Origin of the sequence: Halomonas sp. B23F22_20, assembly GCF_043496985.1 — a bacterium.
In the GTDB taxonomy this organism is placed as follows: Bacteria; Pseudomonadota; Gammaproteobacteria; order Pseudomonadales; family Halomonadaceae; genus Halomonas.
Genome location: NZ_JBIEKH010000010.1, coordinates 1 through 16,240, shown reverse-complemented (window position 1 = coordinate 16,240; position 16,240 = coordinate 1). Strand labels below are relative to the sequence as shown.

General features: G+C 67.9%; 18 protein-coding genes and 1 pseudogene. 11 read left to right on the top strand and 8 right to left on the bottom strand.

Annotated elements, in window-relative coordinates; genetic code table 11:
• Nucleotides 1-13: 13 nt before the first annotated feature.
• Genes ACGTN6_RS09840 through ACGTN6_RS09825 form a run of 4 tightly spaced genes read right to left on the bottom strand, consistent with a single transcriptional unit; the run spans nucleotide 14 to nucleotide 3,863 of the window.
• A complete protein-coding gene (locus ACGTN6_RS09840) occupies nucleotides 14-529 on the bottom strand; it encodes a flavin reductase family protein (protein WP_394591269.1) in 516 nt (171 codons plus the stop codon).
• Nucleotide 530: 1 nt separating this feature from the next.
• Nucleotides 531-1,772: a styrene monooxygenase/indole monooxygenase family protein gene (locus ACGTN6_RS09835; protein WP_394591268.1), complete on the bottom strand. Its 1,242-nt coding sequence runs from the start codon at nucleotides 1,770-1,772 to the stop codon at nucleotides 531-533.
• 55 nt (nucleotides 1,773-1,827) lie between these two features.
• Entirely contained in the window at nucleotides 1,828-2,616 is a 789-nt protein-coding gene (locus ACGTN6_RS09830; protein ID WP_394591267.1) for an SDR family oxidoreductase, read from the bottom strand.
• Between the two features lie 14 nt (nucleotides 2,617-2,630).
• A complete protein-coding gene (locus ACGTN6_RS09825) occupies nucleotides 2,631-3,863 on the bottom strand; it encodes a dienelactone hydrolase family protein (protein WP_394591266.1) in 1,233 nt (410 codons plus the stop codon).
• A 215-nt stretch (nucleotides 3,864-4,078) separates the two neighbouring features.
• On the opposite strand from ACGTN6_RS09825, the gene ACGTN6_RS09820 reads away from it, so the two are divergent.
• From ACGTN6_RS09820 to ACGTN6_RS09800, 5 genes are all read left to right on the top strand, one after another.
• The gene (locus ACGTN6_RS09820) at nucleotides 4,079-5,089 is read left to right on the top strand and encodes an AraC family transcriptional regulator (protein ID WP_394591265.1); all 1,011 of its coding nucleotides are present in this window, start codon (nucleotides 4,079-4,081) and stop codon (nucleotides 5,087-5,089) included.
• Nucleotides 5,090-5,188: 99 nt separating this feature from the next.
• Nucleotides 5,189-6,610, top strand: a complete 1,422-nt coding sequence (locus ACGTN6_RS09815) for a DNA-3-methyladenine glycosylase 2 family protein (RefSeq protein ID WP_394591264.1) — start codon at nucleotides 5,189-5,191, stop codon at nucleotides 6,608-6,610.
• On the top strand, nucleotides 6,600-7,094 hold the full coding sequence (locus tag ACGTN6_RS09810; RefSeq protein WP_394591263.1) for a methylated-DNA--[protein]-cysteine S-methyltransferase: 495 nt from the start codon (nucleotides 6,600-6,602) through the stop codon (nucleotides 7,092-7,094). Before ACGTN6_RS09815 ends, ACGTN6_RS09810 begins: the two co-directional genes overlap by 11 nt.
• Before the next feature lie 29 nt (nucleotides 7,095-7,123).
• Entirely contained in the window at nucleotides 7,124-7,912 is a 789-nt protein-coding gene (locus ACGTN6_RS09805; RefSeq protein ID WP_394591262.1) for a helix-turn-helix transcriptional regulator, read from the top strand.
• A gap of 80 nt (nucleotides 7,913-7,992) precedes the next feature.
• Nucleotides 7,993-8,637 (top strand): LysE family translocator, encoded by a 645-nt coding sequence (locus ACGTN6_RS09800; RefSeq protein WP_394591261.1) that lies wholly within the window; start codon nucleotides 7,993-7,995, stop codon nucleotides 8,635-8,637.
• A gap of 14 nt (nucleotides 8,638-8,651) precedes the next feature.
• Here ACGTN6_RS09800 and ACGTN6_RS09795 read toward each other — a convergent pair whose 3' ends face one another.
• Complete coding sequence (locus ACGTN6_RS09795; protein WP_394591260.1) at nucleotides 8,652-9,581, bottom strand: LysR family transcriptional regulator; 930 nt, start codon at nucleotides 9,579-9,581, stop codon at nucleotides 8,652-8,654.
• A gap of 68 nt (nucleotides 9,582-9,649) precedes the next feature.
• On the opposite strand from ACGTN6_RS09795, the gene ACGTN6_RS09790 reads away from it, so the two are divergent.
• From ACGTN6_RS09790 to ACGTN6_RS09770, 5 genes are all read left to right on the top strand, one after another.
• Nucleotides 9,650-10,633, top strand: a complete 984-nt coding sequence (locus ACGTN6_RS09790; RefSeq protein ID WP_394591259.1) for an aldo/keto reductase — start codon at nucleotides 9,650-9,652, stop codon at nucleotides 10,631-10,633.
• Complete coding sequence (locus ACGTN6_RS09785) at nucleotides 10,630-11,022, top strand: carboxymuconolactone decarboxylase family protein (protein WP_107181293.1); 393 nt, start codon at nucleotides 10,630-10,632, stop codon at nucleotides 11,020-11,022. The genes ACGTN6_RS09790 and ACGTN6_RS09785 overlap by 4 nt, the downstream gene beginning before the upstream one ends.
• Nucleotides 11,023-11,183: 161 nt before the next feature.
• Entirely contained in the window at nucleotides 11,184-11,555 is a 372-nt protein-coding gene (locus ACGTN6_RS09780) for an ArsR/SmtB family transcription factor (RefSeq protein ID WP_394591258.1), read from the top strand.
• Nucleotides 11,552-12,268: an arsenical resistance protein ArsH gene (arsH, locus tag ACGTN6_RS09775; RefSeq protein ID WP_394591257.1), complete on the top strand. Its 717-nt coding sequence runs from the start codon at nucleotides 11,552-11,554 to the stop codon at nucleotides 12,266-12,268. Before ACGTN6_RS09780 ends, arsH begins: the two co-directional genes overlap by 4 nt.
• Nucleotides 12,269-12,438: 170 nt before the next feature.
• A complete protein-coding gene (locus ACGTN6_RS09770; protein WP_394591256.1) occupies nucleotides 12,439-13,749 on the top strand; it encodes an arsenic transporter in 1,311 nt (436 codons plus the stop codon).
• Nucleotides 13,750-13,753: 4 nt separating this feature from the next.
• On the opposite strand, the pseudogene ACGTN6_RS09765 reads toward ACGTN6_RS09770, so the two are convergent.
• Together ACGTN6_RS09765 and ACGTN6_RS09760 are read right to left on the bottom strand one after the other, a co-directional pair.
• Nucleotides 13,754-14,239 (bottom strand): annotated as a pseudogene (locus ACGTN6_RS09765) (metallophosphoesterase family protein).
• Nucleotides 14,240-14,301: 62 nt separating this feature from the next.
• On the bottom strand, nucleotides 14,302-15,234 hold the full coding sequence (locus tag ACGTN6_RS09760) for a DMT family transporter (protein ID WP_394591255.1): 933 nt from the start codon (nucleotides 15,232-15,234) through the stop codon (nucleotides 14,302-14,304).
• 97 nt (nucleotides 15,235-15,331) lie between these two features.
• Here ACGTN6_RS09760 and ACGTN6_RS09755 point away from each other — a divergent pair, with 97 nt between their 5' ends.
• The gene (locus ACGTN6_RS09755) at nucleotides 15,332-16,129 is read left to right on the top strand and encodes a LysR family transcriptional regulator (protein ID WP_394591254.1); all 798 of its coding nucleotides are present in this window, start codon (nucleotides 15,332-15,334) and stop codon (nucleotides 16,127-16,129) included.
• Nucleotides 16,130-16,141: 12 nt separating this feature from the next.
• On the opposite strand, the gene ACGTN6_RS09750 is transcribed toward ACGTN6_RS09755, so the two are convergent.
• Nucleotides 16,142-16,237 carry an integrase core domain-containing protein gene (locus ACGTN6_RS09750; RefSeq protein WP_394591451.1) on the bottom strand — a complete coding sequence of 32 codons (96 nt, stop codon included), beginning with the start codon at nucleotides 16,235-16,237 and terminating at the stop codon, nucleotides 16,142-16,144.
• Nucleotides 16,238-16,240 lie beyond the last annotated feature (3 nt).

The following is a 16,240-nucleotide window of genomic DNA, read 5'->3' as shown; positions in this document are numbered from 1 at the left end:
AGGCCCGGTGACCTCAGGCGCTGAGGCGCTGGAAACCGCCCTGGTAGAACAGCAAGGGCTCGCCCTCCTCGGTCGAGAAGGCCTGGACCCGGCCGACGATGAGCAAGTGATCCCCCGCGATGCGAGTGAATTCCACGCGACATTCGAGCCGGGCCAGCGCCCCGTCCAACAGCGGCACGCCGGCGGCATTGGCCCCATGGGCCACGTCCTCGAACTTGTCGTCCGACGGGCGGGCAAACTGCATGGCCAAGGCATCCTGGTGATGGCCGAGAATGTTGACCGCGAAGGAACGTCCCTCGGCGAAGGCCGGCAGACTGGGTGACGTGAGCGCCAGGCTCCAGAGGATCAGCGGCGGGTCCAGCGACAGCGAGGAGAAAGAATTGGCGGTGATGCCCACCGGCATTCCGTCCTCGGTCCGGGCGGTGACGATCGTCACGCCGGTCGCGAAGCGGCCCAGGGTGTCGCGCAGCGCGCGGCCATCGATCGCCGGCGCGGCCTCCGTACGAGGCGAAGCCGTCAGGGTCGTCATGTCAGGCCCCCTTCTTCATGTGGTCGTTGACGAAGTGATCGCAGGCTTGGGCATCCAGCCACCAGGGCAGGTAATCCGGCGGGTTGTCGAAACCGTTGGCGAGCACCGTGGCCAGGGACGGGGACTCCTGCGCCGCCCCTAGCAGGTTGACGATGTGCTCCTCGGGCGGCAGCAGCAGGCTGTTGGTCCAGCTCACCACGTCCTTGGCATAGTCCCAGTAGGCCTCGAAGGTGGCGCTCATCCAGTCGGCATCGAAGGGCTGGTCTCCTCGCGCCAGGATGGCGTCCAGATAGACGCGGCTGCACTTGGCGCCGTTGTTGGAGCCCTGCCCGGTGATCGGGTCATTGACCACCAGCGCATCGGCGATGCCCAGCACCTGCCGCCCCGAGGGCAATGTCGCGACCGGCCGGCGCACGGTCGGCGGGAAGCGGCCGGCGAGGATGCCCTGGTCGTCGGAGAGCTGAACGTCCTGGCAACGCTCGGCCTCCCAGGGAGCGAAGGTGCGAATCAGCTCGAGGCTCCTGGCCAGGTGCTGCTCGGGCGTCGAGACATCCTGCCAACAGTCCAGGGGACCGCCGGGAATCCCTTCGAACACCATGATCTCGCAGGGACCATTCAGAGTCAGGGCCGGGAAGGCGAAGTACTCGCCGACGCCGGGAATCAGGTTAAAGGCCACCCGGGAGAAGGGTTCCCGGGGCGCCATGCCCTGCACATAGGTCAGCGCCAGGGCCCGCTGGGGCTTGTCAAAGCGGGAGCGCTGGGCGTCGCGCTCGAACAGCCGCACGATGTCGCCCTTACCGGCGGCTACCAGCACCAGGTCGTGGGAGGCGGCCAGCTCCTCCAGGTCGTCGATCCCGGCATCCCGGATCACCAGCTCGCCGCCGAGGCGAACGAACTCATCCATCCACACCGGCATCTTGAGGCGCTGGTCGACCGATTGCGCAGGGCGATCCAGACGCGCGGCCCAGTCGATCGCCTTCGCCCCTTTCCGCTCGGGGTCCGGCACGGTCATGCCGATGCCCTCGACCGGTGGGCAATCCTGCTCCCAGAAGTTCAGGCCCAGGTCGCGCTCGGTCTGCAGCGCCCGGTCGAACATGCACTGGCTGGACATCACCCGCCCATTGCGAATCTGTTCGCCGGTGCGGTTGGACAGCAGGGTCACCTGGTAGCCGTGCTTGAGCAGGCCGATACCGGTCTGCAGGCCGGACTGGCCGGCCCCTACGATGGCTATGCGTCGGGTCATGATCATCTCCACGATCGATTGTTGTTGTGCCAGCCGGAGGCTGGGATGGTCGGACTCAGCCGGCCAGTCGGGGAATCGCCGGCACGCGCTGTTCGGGCCCCAGGGCCGAGTAGCCGCCGTCGACGGCATAGTCGGCGCCGGTAACGAAGCTGGCGCGATCGGAGCACAGGAAGAGCACCACCTGGGCGACCTCTGCCGGGTCGCCGGCGCGGCCGAGCATGTGAAAGTCGCTCGCCACCGCATCGGTGCGTTCGCGGTCGCCGCCGCTGACCTCCTCGATCAGCCGCGACCAGGTCCAACCGGGGGAAACCGCGTTGACGCGAATGCCCTCCTCGGCGAAATCGAGGGCCATGCTGCGCGTCACCTGGCGGATGGCCGCCTTGCTGGCCGGATACAGCCAACGGCCAGTCTGGGCGGCCTGGGCCGAGATGCTGCTGAAATTGACGATGGCGCCGCCGCCACACCGCCGCATCGCCGGCAGCACGGCCTTGGCCGCCATCACGGCGCTGACGAGGTTGATATCCAGCGCCTTGAGCCAATCAGCGCGCGAGGAAGCAACGCCATCGTCCAGGTAGCTGCAGGCCAGGTTGATGAGTGCGTCGATGCCGCCGAAGCGCGCCTCGACCTCCTCGACGGCTTGCTGCAGCCGGGCATCGTCGGTGATGTCGGTGGCGAGGAAGCAGGCCGCGGGCCCCAGGCGATCCGCCAGGGCGGCCCCCGCCTCGGCATCGATGTCCAGGATGGCAACGCCGGCTCCGGCGGCGACGAAGGCCTCGGCCACCGCCTGCCCGATCAGGGTGGCGCCACCGGTGATGATCACGGTGCGTGCGTGAAAGTCTTGCATCTCGATCCCCCCGTTCAGCGCTCGGCGCTCTCGGCCCACTTGGCCATGAGCTCGTTGGACGGCAGCGTCTCGTCCAGCAGCTTGGCGGCGGTGGCATGCCCGGCCACCGGCAGCCCTGCGGGATCGAGCACCCCGATCTGCACCAGCACCGATGCCTGATCCCAGTAGATGTGCTCGTGGTAGAGCTTGTCGCCGCGGAACTTGACGATGGCCACCAGGGGGATTTCCACGTATTTGCCGGTGGGGGCGATGCCCGGCAACAGCCAGTCGATCTCGCGATCATGGGTGAAACAGTACAGCAGTTCGTCGACGATCTGGGTCTCGCCGATGGTCCGCGAGATGGGGATCAACCGGGTATCGTCCGGATTGCTGTCAACGAAGTGGTGACTGTAGAAGCGATACAGGTCCCGGTAGCCGACGCCGCCGGTCAGGGTCGGGATGTGGTTGACGTAAGGCTCGGCGACCATGGTGGCCATGGTGTCGTCGACGTTGCGGGTGGAAAACTCGTACTCGCAGTGCTTGTCCCACAGCGCGGAGAGGTCATAGTGGGGCCCCATGGCCTTGCGAAACGCCGCCACGGAGCGCTGGTGCGCCATCAGCGCCGACGGCTTGTGATAGTGCTCGGAGCCCGGACGGGCGAAGGCATGATCCACGCCGGGGTAGAGATACAGCTCGACGTTGTCGCGACCCTCCAGGGCGGTCTGGATGTCCTGACGCGCCGCCGCCGGACAGTACTCGTCGTTCTCGGCGAAGTGCAGCACCAGCCGGCCTCGGATGTTCTCCGCCTCGTCGAGGTGATGCTCGATACCCATGCCGTAGTAGCCCACGGCGGCCTCGACGTCGCAACGGCAGGCGGTGAGATAGGCCATCCGCGCACCGAGACAGAAGCCCAGCGCCCCCACTGGGCCACGGCACTCGGAGCGAGTCCTCAGCGTCTCGATGGCTGCGCCGATGTCCGCCACGCCCTGATCCTGGTCGAAGCCCTGGTAGAGGCCGAAGGCCTTCTGCCAGTCCTCGGGGCCATAACCCAGCTCCACGCCCGCCTCCTGACGCCAGAACAGGTCCGGTGCCAGCACCACATAGCCTTCCTCGGCGTAGTAGTCGGCGATCTCGCGGATGGTGGCATTGATGCCGAAGATCTCCTGCAGCAACACGATGCCCGGCCCGCTGCCGGCGGCCGGGAGCGCCAGATACCCGCCGAAACTCCCGCTGCCATCCGCCGCCTGGATCTCGATGGACATGCCCATGATGGTGCCTCCTCGTTGTTGTTGGACGTCACGGAATCCACCTTAGGCAGGGCAAGCCCCTCCACACGAGCCGGCCAGTGCAGCGACTATCCGTTCCGTGCAGAAAGTGCCTGGGCGTTCCCCGGATCGAGACAACCTGGACGTATACTGAGCCCACCCCTGAGAGATCACTCGGCATGGCCGGGTGGCTGACAACAACAACAAGGGAGAGCCCCATGACACTGGAAAATCGTTCACCCGCCTGGTTGAGATCGGCCCTGTTGGAAGACAAGCGTCGGCTGGTCTTTAGCTCCGAGGCGCTGGATGAGATCCAGGAGAGCGTGGCCAGCGTCTTCAAGCCACACCGGCTGGATACGCCGCGCGGCGATGCTCCCCGGAAGGCCCGCTTGCATTCCGTAGGCCTGGGCAGGGTCTCGTTCAATCGCCTGGCCTATGGCCGCGAGGTTCTCATCGACCCCGAACGGCTGGAGCGCTTCTACCTGATCCAGATGCCCGTCTGCGGGCGAGCCGAGATTCTCAGCGACCAGCAGTCCATCGGCTCCCATGAGCGCCAGGCCTCGGTGCTCAACCCGACGACACGGCTGGAGATGAAATGGAGCGGCGACTGCGACCAGCTGATGCTGCGCATCGAGCGCGAGGCCCTGGAGTTGTCCTGCAGCCGCCATCTCGGTCATCCCTTGCGCGAACCGCTGTGCTTCGCCCCGGCGCTGCGCTGGCGAGACGACCCGAACTGGTTCCACCTCATCGCCTATCTGGCCCGACTGCTCAAGGAATCTCCCGGCGCCCCCGCCCAGCCGTTAATCGCCTCGCAGCTCGAGCAGCTCGTGATCAGCACCCTGCTGACGATCCAGCCCCACAACTACTCCGAGGCCCTGCAGCAGGGCGAGAGACGCCTGGCACCGCGTCACGTCAAGCGGGTCGAGGAGTACATCGAGGCGCATGCCGAGGAGCCACTGACGCCGGCCCATCTGGCCGAGATCGCAGGCGTCAGCCTGCGGACGCTCTATGCCGGGTTTCGCGACTTCCGGCAGCAGAGCCCGATGGAATACCTCCGCCAGGTCCGTCTGCAACGGATCAGGACGGCACTGCAGGCGCACGACAACAATGCCTCGATCACCGAGACCGCCATGCGCTGGGGCTTCACACACATGGGCCGTTTCAGCCAGCGTTACCGCCAGGTCTTCGGCGAGATGCCCAGCGAGACCCGGCGCCGGGTCGACGGTTGAGGGACATCACCATTTTCGGCTTGACGTCCGATTCCGGCGAGTCTCGTGCTCCGGGGGCGTTACACTAGCGGTGAAACATCGGAAACGAGGAGCGCCGCCATGCTGGACCCCGCCCAGTGCCGCCAGGCCCGACTGGCTCGGGACGCCCGCTTCGACGGCCGTTTCGTGGTCGGCGTGACCACCACCGGCATCTACTGCCGGCCGATCTGCCCGGCCACCCCGCCACGGGAAGCCAACGTGCGCTACTTCACCAGCGCCCTGGCCGCCGCCGAGGCGGGCTTCCGCCCCTGCCTGCGCTGCCGGCCGGACAGCGCGCCGGACTCCCCGGCCTGGCGCGGCACCCGCACCACCCTGGAGCGCGCCCTGCGGCTGATCGACGACGGTGCCCTGCGCGACGGCCCGCTCGGAGCCCTGTGCGAACGGCTAGGCGTCGGCGAACGCCACCTGCGCCGGCTGTTCCACGAGCAGCTCGGCGTCTCGCCCAAGGCCTATGCCCAGCACCGCCAGTGCCTGTTCGCCAAGCAGCTGCTCCACCAGACGACGCTGCCGATCACCGATATCGGCTACGCCAGCGGCTTTCGCAGCCTGCGGCGCTTCAACGATGCCTTCCTGAATCGCATCGGCCTGGCCCCGCGGGAACTGCGCCGCCGTGCCGGCACGCCCAGCCAGGCCGGCGAGCCCCTGACGCTATGGTTGGCCTACCGCCCGCCCTACGCCTGGCAGGCGCTGCACGACTTCCACGCCGGCCGTGCCATTCCCGGCCTGGAGTGGGTCGGCGAGGATCATTACGGCCGCCACATTCGCTGGGACGCTGCCGACGGTAGAGCGGCGACGGGCCAGTTCACCGCCGAGCACGTACCGGAACGCCACGCTTTCCGGGTCCGCCTCGAACTCGACGACCTGCAGGCGCTGTCGCCGGTGGTGCGACGCATCCGCCGGGTGCTCGACCTGGACGCTGACACCGCCACCATCGAGGCCCACCTGGCCGACACCTGCCCGGACCTTGCGCTGGTCGAGGGGCTGCGCCTGCCCGGTATCTGGTCGCCCTTCGAGGCCGGGGTACGTGCCATCCTCGGCCAGCAGGTTTCCACCGATGCCGCCCGCGGCCTGGTCATCCGACTGGTGGAGGCCCTGGGCGAGCCGGCCGGAAACGGCTATCACTTCCCGACGCCCGCGGCCGTCGCTGGCAGCGCGCTCGACTGCCTGCGCATGCCCGGTGCTCGCAAGGCGACCCTGAAGCGCTTCGCGAGCTGGTACGCTGACGGCGAGGCCGATGACGAGCCGACGGCGTGGACGACGCTCAAGGGCATCGGGCCCTGGACGGCCAGCTACGCGGCCCTGCGTGGCACCAGTCATCCCGACATCTGGCTGGACGGCGATGCCGGCGTGCGCCGGGCCCTGCCCTGCCTTCACGGCGCCGACCCGGCCACCGCCGCGCCCTGGCGCAGCTACCTGACCCTGCAGCTCTGGTCTCAGCCACTCCCCACGCATGACGCAAGGAACCAAGCCAATGAGCACTGACAACGCCCTGGACTACTTCCGCCCGCCGGAGAGCGAAGCCCTCGGCCTGGTTCGCCTCGAAGCCTCTGGCTCGGGGCTGACCCGGATCGCCTTCGTCATGGAGGAGGACGCACCGGCCCGGCCCAACGCCCACACCGAGCAGGCCCGCGCCCAGCTCGCCGAGTACTTCGCCGGCACCCGCCAGGCCTTCGACCTGCCGCTGTCCCCCGAGGGCACCGACTTCCAGCAACGCGTCTGGCAGGCGCTGGCGACGATCCCCTTCGGCGAAACCCGATGCTACGCCGAGATCGCCGAGCAGCTCGGCTGCAAGGGCGGGCAGCGCGCGGTGGGCGCAGCCAACGGCAAGAACCCGCTGGCCATCGTGGTGCCCTGCCACCGGGTGATCGGCAGCGACGGCCGGCTCACCGGCTACGCCGCCGGCATCGGCCGCAAGCAGTGGCTGCTGGCCCACGAGGCCGGCGAGATTCCCTTCTCGCTGGGCTGAGCGCCTGCCACCACCACAGGAAGCCGACCATGACCCAGTTCTGGCACGACCCGGCGCTGCCCTTCGTCGAGAGCCGACGGGCCAGCGACAGCCGCGCCTGCTACCGGCCCCACAGCCATCCCACCCTGTCGATCGGCGTGGTCGACCGCGGCCACAGCCGCTTCCAGTGCCAGCGGCGGCGCGAGCGGCTGACGCCGGGCTGCCTGGTCAGCGTGCCGGCGAGCGTGGTGCACGCCTGCAATCCCCTCCCGGAACACTGCTGGAGCTACCAGATGCTGCACCTGGAGCCCGCCTGGGTCAGCGACGTCCTGACGGAGATCGACGCCGACCTGTCCCCACCATCGATGGTATTCATCGCCCGCGACCCCGCACCCTACCGGGACTTCTGCCGGCTCAACGCGCTGCTGTTCTCCCCGGCCCCGCCGGCCGACAAGGAAGCCGGGCTGATCGAATTCATCGGCGGCCGCCTGTGGTGTCGCGGTGAGCCCCTAGCCATCCCGCCGCCGAGCTCGGCCACCCTCGCGGCGCTGCAGCGCCACCTGTGCGAAAGCCTTGAGCGACCGCCGACCCTCGAGGCGCTGGCCCGTGATCACGGCCTGAGCCGTTACCAGGTGATCCGGCTGTTCCGACGCGAGACCGGCCTGACGCCTCACGCCTGGCTGCTCGACCGGCGTATCCAGCAGGCACGCCGGCGCCTGCGCCAGGGCGCCGAGCTGGCGGCGCTCGCCCAGGAGCTGGGCTTTGCCGACCAGGGCCACTTCCAGCGGGTGTTCAAGGCCAGGGTGGCGAGTACGCCGGGGCGCTACCGCCGCAACTGAGCCCGCCGCAATTTCCTTCAATACCGCCGCACCGAGGCGACACAGACTGGCCGCTCCTTCTGCTGGAGCGTCGACTCTTCATGCTGCAACAATTCCTGCTGGTCGCCGGAGCCCACTTCCTCGCCCTGCTGAGCCCCGGGCCGGATTTCTTCCTGATTCTGCGCTACGCCGTCGCCCGTGGACGCGGGCAGGCAGCGCTGGTCAGCCTCGGCATCGCGCTGGCCAACGCCCTGTTCATCCTGCTGGCCATGGGCGGACTGATGGCGCTGGACGCCGCCGACGGCCCCTTCATCGCCGTGCAATGGGCCGGCTGTGCCTTCCTGCTGTTCATGGGCATCCAGTTCATTCGCCAGGCGGGACAGACGCGGCTCGACGCCGCTACCCTCGGCGAGACAGCACCGAGCGCCGCCTTCGGCGCCCTGCTGGCAGGCCTCGCCTCGGGGCTGTTGAATCCCAAGAACGCGCTCTTCTACGCCAGCCTGTTCGCGGTGCTCCACGCCCAGGGCACCCCCGCCGGCATCCAGGGGCTGTACGCGGCCTGGATGGTCGCGGTGGTGCTCGGCTGGGATCTACTGATCGGCCACATGGCGGGCCATCCGCAGCTGATCCGCCGCTTCGGCCACGGCCTGCGACACATCGAGCGGCTGGCCGGCGTCCTGCTTATCCTACTGGCGCTCGGCATCGTCGCAGCCCGGCTGGGGTCCACGCTGCTGGCGCCGTCGTGAAAGAGACGTCGACCTCAGGGCCCGGGCGCTTCCAGCCAGTCACGCCGCTCGATGACCAGTTCGCCGAGGAAGTCGGCCAATGCCCGGACCCGCGGCGCCCGCGACAGGTCGGTCTGGATCACCAGGTAGATGTCCTGCTCGACGCCGATGTCCGCCGCTAGGCAGGTAAGGTCGGTGCCCCGCGTCAACAGATGCGGCAGCACCGCCAGCCCGAGCCCCGCCTCGACCGCGACGACCTGGGCATGAAGCGATGTGGTGGTGATCGCGGCCTCCCGGCCGTCGAGCGCCGCGGCCACCCAGCGGGCGGCCGGCAGGTGGGCCTGACGCTCGCCCCAGGTAATAAAGGCGTCGTCGCGGTAGTCGTCGGCCCGATGCTGCGCCAGATAGTCGGCGCCGGCATAGAGCCCGTAGCCCAGGGTGCCCAGCCGCCGGAAAGACAGATTGCCCCGCTCGGGCTTGACCATGCGGATGGCCAGGTCGGCGTCCCGGCGCTGCAGGTTGGCGGTCGGGATATCCGTGACGAGATCGATGGCGAGCCCCGGATAGCGTTCCCGGAACCTCGGCAGGGCCGGCAGGATCAGCCGGGTCGCCAGGTTCTCGGCGGTGGCCAGCCTGATTCGCCCGGTCATCTCCTGGCCGTCGTCGACGCCCGAGGCGAAGGCATGGGCGGCAGCTTCCAGCGCCTCGGCCCTGGGAACGAGCCCTTCCCCCTCGGCGGTGAGCCGATAGCCCGACTGCTGGCGCACGAACAGCGGAACCCCCATGGCCGCTTCCAGGCGTTCGATGCGTCGCGCCAGGGTGGCGATGCCGACCCCGAGCCTCGCCGCCGCGCCGCTCAAGGTGCCGAGGCGTGCCACGGCGAGGAAGGCGCCGGCATCGTTCCAGTCGACCCGGCGCGACGCCGGCTTTTCATTCCTGGAAACCCCCTTTCCGGAGTCGTGCATATTGCTGGTTCCTGGTGTGTGTAACGCTGATTGCCGTCATTTTCCTCAACGCGACAGGAGACGCCAGCATGCAACGACGCACCCTCGGAAAGGACCTGACGGTATCGGCCATGGGCCTTGGCTGCATGGGCATGAGCGAATTCTACGGTCCGCGCCATGATGACGAATCCCGGCGCGTGTTGGCCAGGGCGATAGAGCTCGGCGTGGACTTCCTCGACACCGCCGACATGTACGGCTCTCATCACAACGAGACCCTGATCGGCGACTTCCTGTCGCGCCAGCGGGCCGAGGTGAAGATCGCCACCAAGTTCGGCATCGTGCGCAAGCCCGGCGAATACCGGCGCAGCCTGGACAACAGCGCAGGCTATGCCCGCGAGGCCTGCGAGGGCTCGCTACGCCGGCTCGGCGTCGAGCGGATCGATCTCTACTACGTGCATCGCATCGACCCCGAACGACCAATCGAGGAGACCATCGACGGCCTGGCGCGGCTCGTCGAGGAAGGCAAGATCGCCCGCATCGGGCTGTGCGAGGTCAGCGCCGAGACCCTGCGCCGGGCCCACGCCGTGCACCCGATCACCGCCGTGCAGACCGAATACTCGCTGTGGACCCGCGACGTGGAGCAAGAGGTGCTGCCCGCCTGCCGCGAACTCGGCATCGGCTTCGTGCCCTACTCGCCGCTGGGGCGCGGCTTCCTGACCGGGCGCTATCGGAACGAATCCGACTTCGAGGAAGGCGATTTCCGCCCCGGCCTGCCCCGCTTCGCGCCCGAGGCGATGGACGCCAACCGGCGGATCGCCGAGGCCATCGCCGAGCTCGCCGCCGACAAGGGCTGCACGCCGGCCCAGCTGTCACTGGCCTGGCTGCTCGCCCAGGGCGACGACATCGTGCCGATCCCGGGCACCAAACGGCAGCGCTATCTCGAGGAGAACGTCGCGGCAGCGGATCTCAGCCTGACGCCGGACGAATGCCGACGCCTCGAGGCCGCCACCGCCTGCCTGCCGGTCAGCGGCGAGCGCTACACCGCCGAAGGCATGAAGGGCGTGAACGCATGAGCGCCACGCCCAAGCCCCGTCGCGAGGAAGCCCTGGCCCTGCTGGCCCGCCTCGAGCCCGAGGCGCCGGCCAAGGTCGCACGCAATCTGGACGACTTCCACGCCGACGCCGTCGAGATCCTGCTTGGCTTCGGCTTCGCCGACGTGGTCTCCCGCGACGGCATCGACCTCAGAACCCGCGAGATGCTGACGGTGGCGATGCTCGGTGCCATGGGCACCGCGCCGGGCCAGCTGGAGTTCCACATGCGTGCGGCGCTCAACACCGGCGTGACGCGCGAGGAAATCGTCGAGATCGTCCTGCAGGTGGCGGTGTATGCCGGCATCCCCGCGGCGATGAACGCCATGAGCGCCGCCAAGGCGGCCTTTCGGGATCACGAGCCTGGTCGATGACAGTAGTGCCGACCGTAGAGTGCATGAAGTAGTGAGTGTGGCGGGCGGCAACATGCCCGTCAGCGCCGCTCACGAACAGCGACATGCCAGGGTTCCTGACCGCAGCAGCGCTTGCATCTCACCAATATGTCTGTAACTCTCGACATATGGACACAAAGCAAATGCTTGAGGCCTTTACGGCCCTCTCCCAGGCGACCCGCCTTGAGACCTTCCGGGTACTGGTGCGCCACGAGCCGGAAGGCCTGCCGGCCGGCGAGATCGCCCGGCTGATGGGCGTGCCGCACAACACCATGTCGACCCATCTGGGCGTGCTGTCCCGGGCGGGGCTGGTGGTCTCGCGCCGCCAGAGCCGCTCGATCATCTACCGCGCCAGCCTCGATCACATGCGCGAGACGCTCAGTTTCCTGGTGCGCGATTGCTGTGCCGGCCGCCCCGAACTCTGCGAGCCGCTCCTCGAGGAACTGCAGCATCCCGGGGCCGCATGCCATCAGGGGGCCGGCGAGACCAGACGCAATGATGAGGACGCCTCATGACGCCCGACACGCTCCCCAACATCGACCCCGAGCAACTGCGTCCCATCGACGTCGACGCCCTGGCAGGCCCGCACGAGCCACGCCATGCCCCGCGCCTGCTGGTGCTTTACGGCTCGCTGCGCGACCGCTCCTATTCGCGCCTGCTCGCCGAGGAAGCCGGGCGCCTGCTGCGCTGGTACGGCTGCGAGGTGCGCACCTTTGATCCTTCCGGACTGCCGCTGCCGGACGACGCCGAGGCTGATCACCCCAAGGTGCGGGAACTGCGCGATCTAGCCGAGTGGAGCGAAGGCATGCTGTGGGTCAGCCCCGAACGTCACGGCGCCATGACCGGCATCATGAAGGCCCAGATCGATTGGATCCCCCTGGCGCTAGGCGGTGTGAGGCCCACCCAGGGCAAGACCCTGGCGGTGATGGAAGTCTCCGGCGGCAGCCAGAGTTTCAATGCCGTCAACCAGCTCCGCATCCTCGGTCGCTGGATGCGCATGCTGACCATTCCCAACCAGTCCTCAGTGCCCAAGGCCTTCAACGAGTTCGACGAGGCCGGGCGCATGCGCCTGTCGCCGCTCTACCTGCGGGTGGTCGACGTCTGCGAGGAGCTGGTGAAGTTCACCTGGCTAACCAGAGGGCGATCCGCCTACCTGACCGACCGCTATTCAGAGCGAGTCGAGAGCGCCGAGGCCGTGTCCCAGCGCGTCAACCAAGCAACGCACTGAGAGGGCGTTTACAAAAGTCACGAGCGACGGCCAGACAAGGCGAAATTCGGCGAGAACGCGGAGTTTAGCCCTACTAAATGAGCACTTCGAGCCGAATTTCAACGCGGTATGGTCGAGCGCAGTAATTTGTAAACACCCTCTGAGCCGAACCACCGGGAAAGGAGTCCTCTATGCTGGCTTTCGCCATCTTCGTGGTCACCCTGGTACTGGTCATCTGGCAACCCAAGGGCCTGGGAATCGGCTGGAGCGCGCTGGGTGGCGCCGCGCTGGCCCTGGCCACCGGGGTCGTTGACTGGGGCGACGTGGGCACGGTCTGGCACATCGTCTGGGACGCCACCTTCACCTTCGTGGCGCTGATCATCATCTCGCTGATCCTCGACGAGGCGGGATTCTTCGCTTGGGCAGCCCTGCATATCGCCCGCTGGGGCAACGGCCGGGGGCGACTGCTGTTCCCTCTGGTCGTGATGCTCGGCGCGATGATCGCGGCGGTGTTCGCCAACGACGGCGCTGCCCTGCTGCTGACGCCGATCGTCGTCGCCATCCTGGCGCGTCTCGACTTTCGTCCCGGGGCCGCCCTGGCCTTCATCATCGCCACCGGCTTCGTCGCCGACTCGACCAGCTTGCCGCTGGTCATCTCGAACCTGGTCAATATCGTCAGCGCCAACTACTTCGATATCGGTTTCTCGCGCTATGCCCAGGTGATGGTGCCGGTCGACCTGGTCTCGCTTCTGGCCACGCTGGCGGTGCTCGGCTGGTACTTTCGCCGCGACGTGCCAGGCCGCTACGACGTCGAGCGGCTCGAGGCGCCGGCCACGGCGATCCACGACCGCCAGGTCTTCCGCGCCGCCTTCCCGCTGCTCGCCGTGCTGCTGATCGCGCTGTTCCTGACCACCCGCTGGCCGGTCCCGTTCGCCGCCATCATGGGGCTGGCGGCCCTGGTGCTGATGGCCATTGCCGGGCGCTGGTTCACCTCGAGCCACCTGCACGTCATCTCGCTCAGGAAGGTCATCGGCAACGCCCCCTGGCAGATCGTGCTGTTCTCGCTGGGCATGTACCTGGTGGTCTACGGGCTTGGCAATGCCTGGCTGACCGCCGAGGCCGCCCGGGTGCTGGAGTGGCTCGCCGGTCAAGGCGCCTTCGTGGCCACCATCGGCACGGGATTCGCCTCGGCGCTCCTGGCCTCGCTGATGAACAACATGCCCTCGACGCTGGTGGGCGCGCTGGCTATCGACCAGGCCCAGGTCTCGCCGACGACCCAGCAGCTGATGGTCTATGCCAACGTCATCGGTAACGACCTGGGCCCCAAGTTCACGCCCATCGGCAGCCTCGCCACACTGCTCTGGCTGCATGTGCTGGCGGGCAAGGGCTACCGCATCGGCTGGGGGCAGTACATGAAGGTCGGGCTGATCATCACCCCGCCGGTGCTGCTGGCCGCCCTGGTGGCCCTGGCTCTCTGGTTGCCCATGCTCCCGCCTCAGTAGTGCCCTACACCGGCAGATGAAGGATGGCGCCGCGCAGGGCGGTTTCACCGGCCCACAGCTTGCCCAGGGTCAGCGGCAGCGTGAAGCGGCGGCCGGCACCGCCGGGGTTGAACAGCAGCCGGCCGTCGCGCCATTCGTTGCGCGCCTTGTGGGAGTGGCCGTGGAGCACGGCGTCACAGGCGGTGGTGTCGTCGAAGTCGGCGATATCATGCACCAGGTGCAGCCGCCAGCCGTTGACCGCGAGGTCCCGATGCCAGGGCAGGCGCTCGGCCCAATCGGCGGTATCGACGTTGCCGCGCACGGCTTAAACGGGCGCCAGCTCGCCCAACCGCTCGAGGATCGCCGCGTCCCTGTCCCGACTGCCTACGTCGCCAAGATGCACGATCAGCCCGCAGCCCTCGAGCATCTCCAGCGCCTGGTCGCGCAGCGCGCCGTGGGTGTCAGCGATCACACCGATCGGGTCGTCGAACTCGTAGCGCTGGATGCTCATGCACAGCCCCCGTGATGCGAATAGCCCCATGGTGACGCTCAGCGGCCAAAAGAACCAGGCCGCTAACGCGTCACCACCAGCAGGCCAACCAGCAGGGCCATCCCACCGGCGAGGAAGTTAGTCGTCAGCGGTTCGCCAAGCATCAGCGCCCCGAACAGCACGCCAAACACCGGCGACAGGAACGAGAAGATCCCCAGTTGGGAGGCGAAATAGCGACGCAGCAACGCAAACCACAGCAGCAGAGCGGCCAGCGAGATGACCAGGGTCTGGAAGGTCAGGCTGGCCACCACCGCCCCGGTCGCTTGGATACGGCCGAGGTCGCCCAGCAGCGCGGTCGCGGGCAGCAACAGCAGGCCGGTGAAAGCGAGCTGGTAGAACAGCGTCTGGACCGGAGGCACCTCGGACAACGAGGAGCGGCGTATCACCAGGGTAGTGGCGGCCCAGGCGAGGCCGGCCAGCAGCCCCAGCAGATCGCCCCGCAGGATGTCGCCGGCATTGTCGATATCGATCGCCGGCGCCATGGCCAGCACCATACCGGAGAATGCCAGACCGACGCCCACCCACTGGCGCCGCATCAGCTGCTCTCCCGGCACCAGCAGGTGCAGCCCCAGGGCCGCGAACACCGGGGCCGTATAGAGGAATACCGACATGTGCGAGGCCAGGGTGTAGTTCAGCCCCCAGGCCACGAACACGAACTCGGCGGCAAACCCCAGCCCCACCAGAATGCCCGGGCCGAGATGGGCGCGCAGGTCGGCCGCTCGAATGCCCTGTCGGTAGGCCAGCGCCGCCACCAGCAGCGCCGCCAGGGATGAGCGCAGCGCAATCTGGGCCAGCGGCGAGATATCCGCCGCGACCATCTTGATAGCCACCTGCTGAACCCCCAGCGCCAGGCAGAACAGCACCATCAGCGCACTGGCCTGCATGTCCAGGTGCCGGCGCGCCGTGCCGCCGCCAGTCGGTGCCATAGCATTGCTCAACTGCTTGGTCTCTTGCATATCGCCCCCTTGGCCGTGATAGAGGCCAAGTGGAGCATTTGCCGGCGGCGCCTCCAAACGATTAATCTGAAGGTCAAGACTCAGGAAAACTCACTCCATGAAGATCGAACGCCTCCCCCTGAATGCGCTACGGGCATTTGCCGAGGCGGCGCGCACGGAAAGCTTCAAGCACGCGGCCGGCCGGCTGGGCGTCACCCCCGGCGCGGTCAGCCGCCAGATCAAGCAGCTCGAAGACCGGCTCGGCATACCGCTGTTCGCCCGGCATGCCAACGGCGTGTACCTGAACGAGGCCGGACGACGGCTGGCCCAGGACATCGACAGCGGCCTCGAGCGCATCGCCGCCGGGGTCATGGCCGCCCAAGAGAGCGCGCGACAAGCGCCCATGCTGACGCTCAGTGCCCCGCCCTCCTTCATGCAGCTGTGGCTGTTGCCACGGCTGGCGGATTTCGACGCCAGAGTGGGCGGCATCGACATCTCGCTGGAGGCCAGCCAGTCGTTGACGGTACCGGCCTGGCAAGGCGACGGCGCTCGCCTGGCGATTCGCTACGGCCGCGGTCCCTGGTCGGAGGTGAAAAGTCACCACCTGTTCGGCGACGAGTTGTTTCCTGTCTGTGCACCGTCAATGCTGGAGCGCAGCGATCGCCCGATGGCACCCACCGATCTGGTCCATCACGCCCTGCTGGAAGTTTGCTGGGAGTCCTCCCAGGGCGTCGCCTTTCCAGGCTGGCAGGAATGGCTCGAGGCCGCCGGCGTCGCCGACCGGGTGCCGCCGCCACAGCGCCGCTACTCGCTGTCCGGACTGGCCATGGATCAGGCCATCGCCGGGCGCGGCATCATGCTGGCCAATCATCCTGTGGCCATGGATAGGCTGAAAAGCGGTGTAATGACCCCCTAGTTTCTGCTCACCCTACGCGGCTAATGCTGGGTGTGCTCGGGGAGCCACATAGCCCAGAGACTGATGTGGCCGTACGTCGTTGTAGTAGCGGATCCATCGGCTGATCACCGC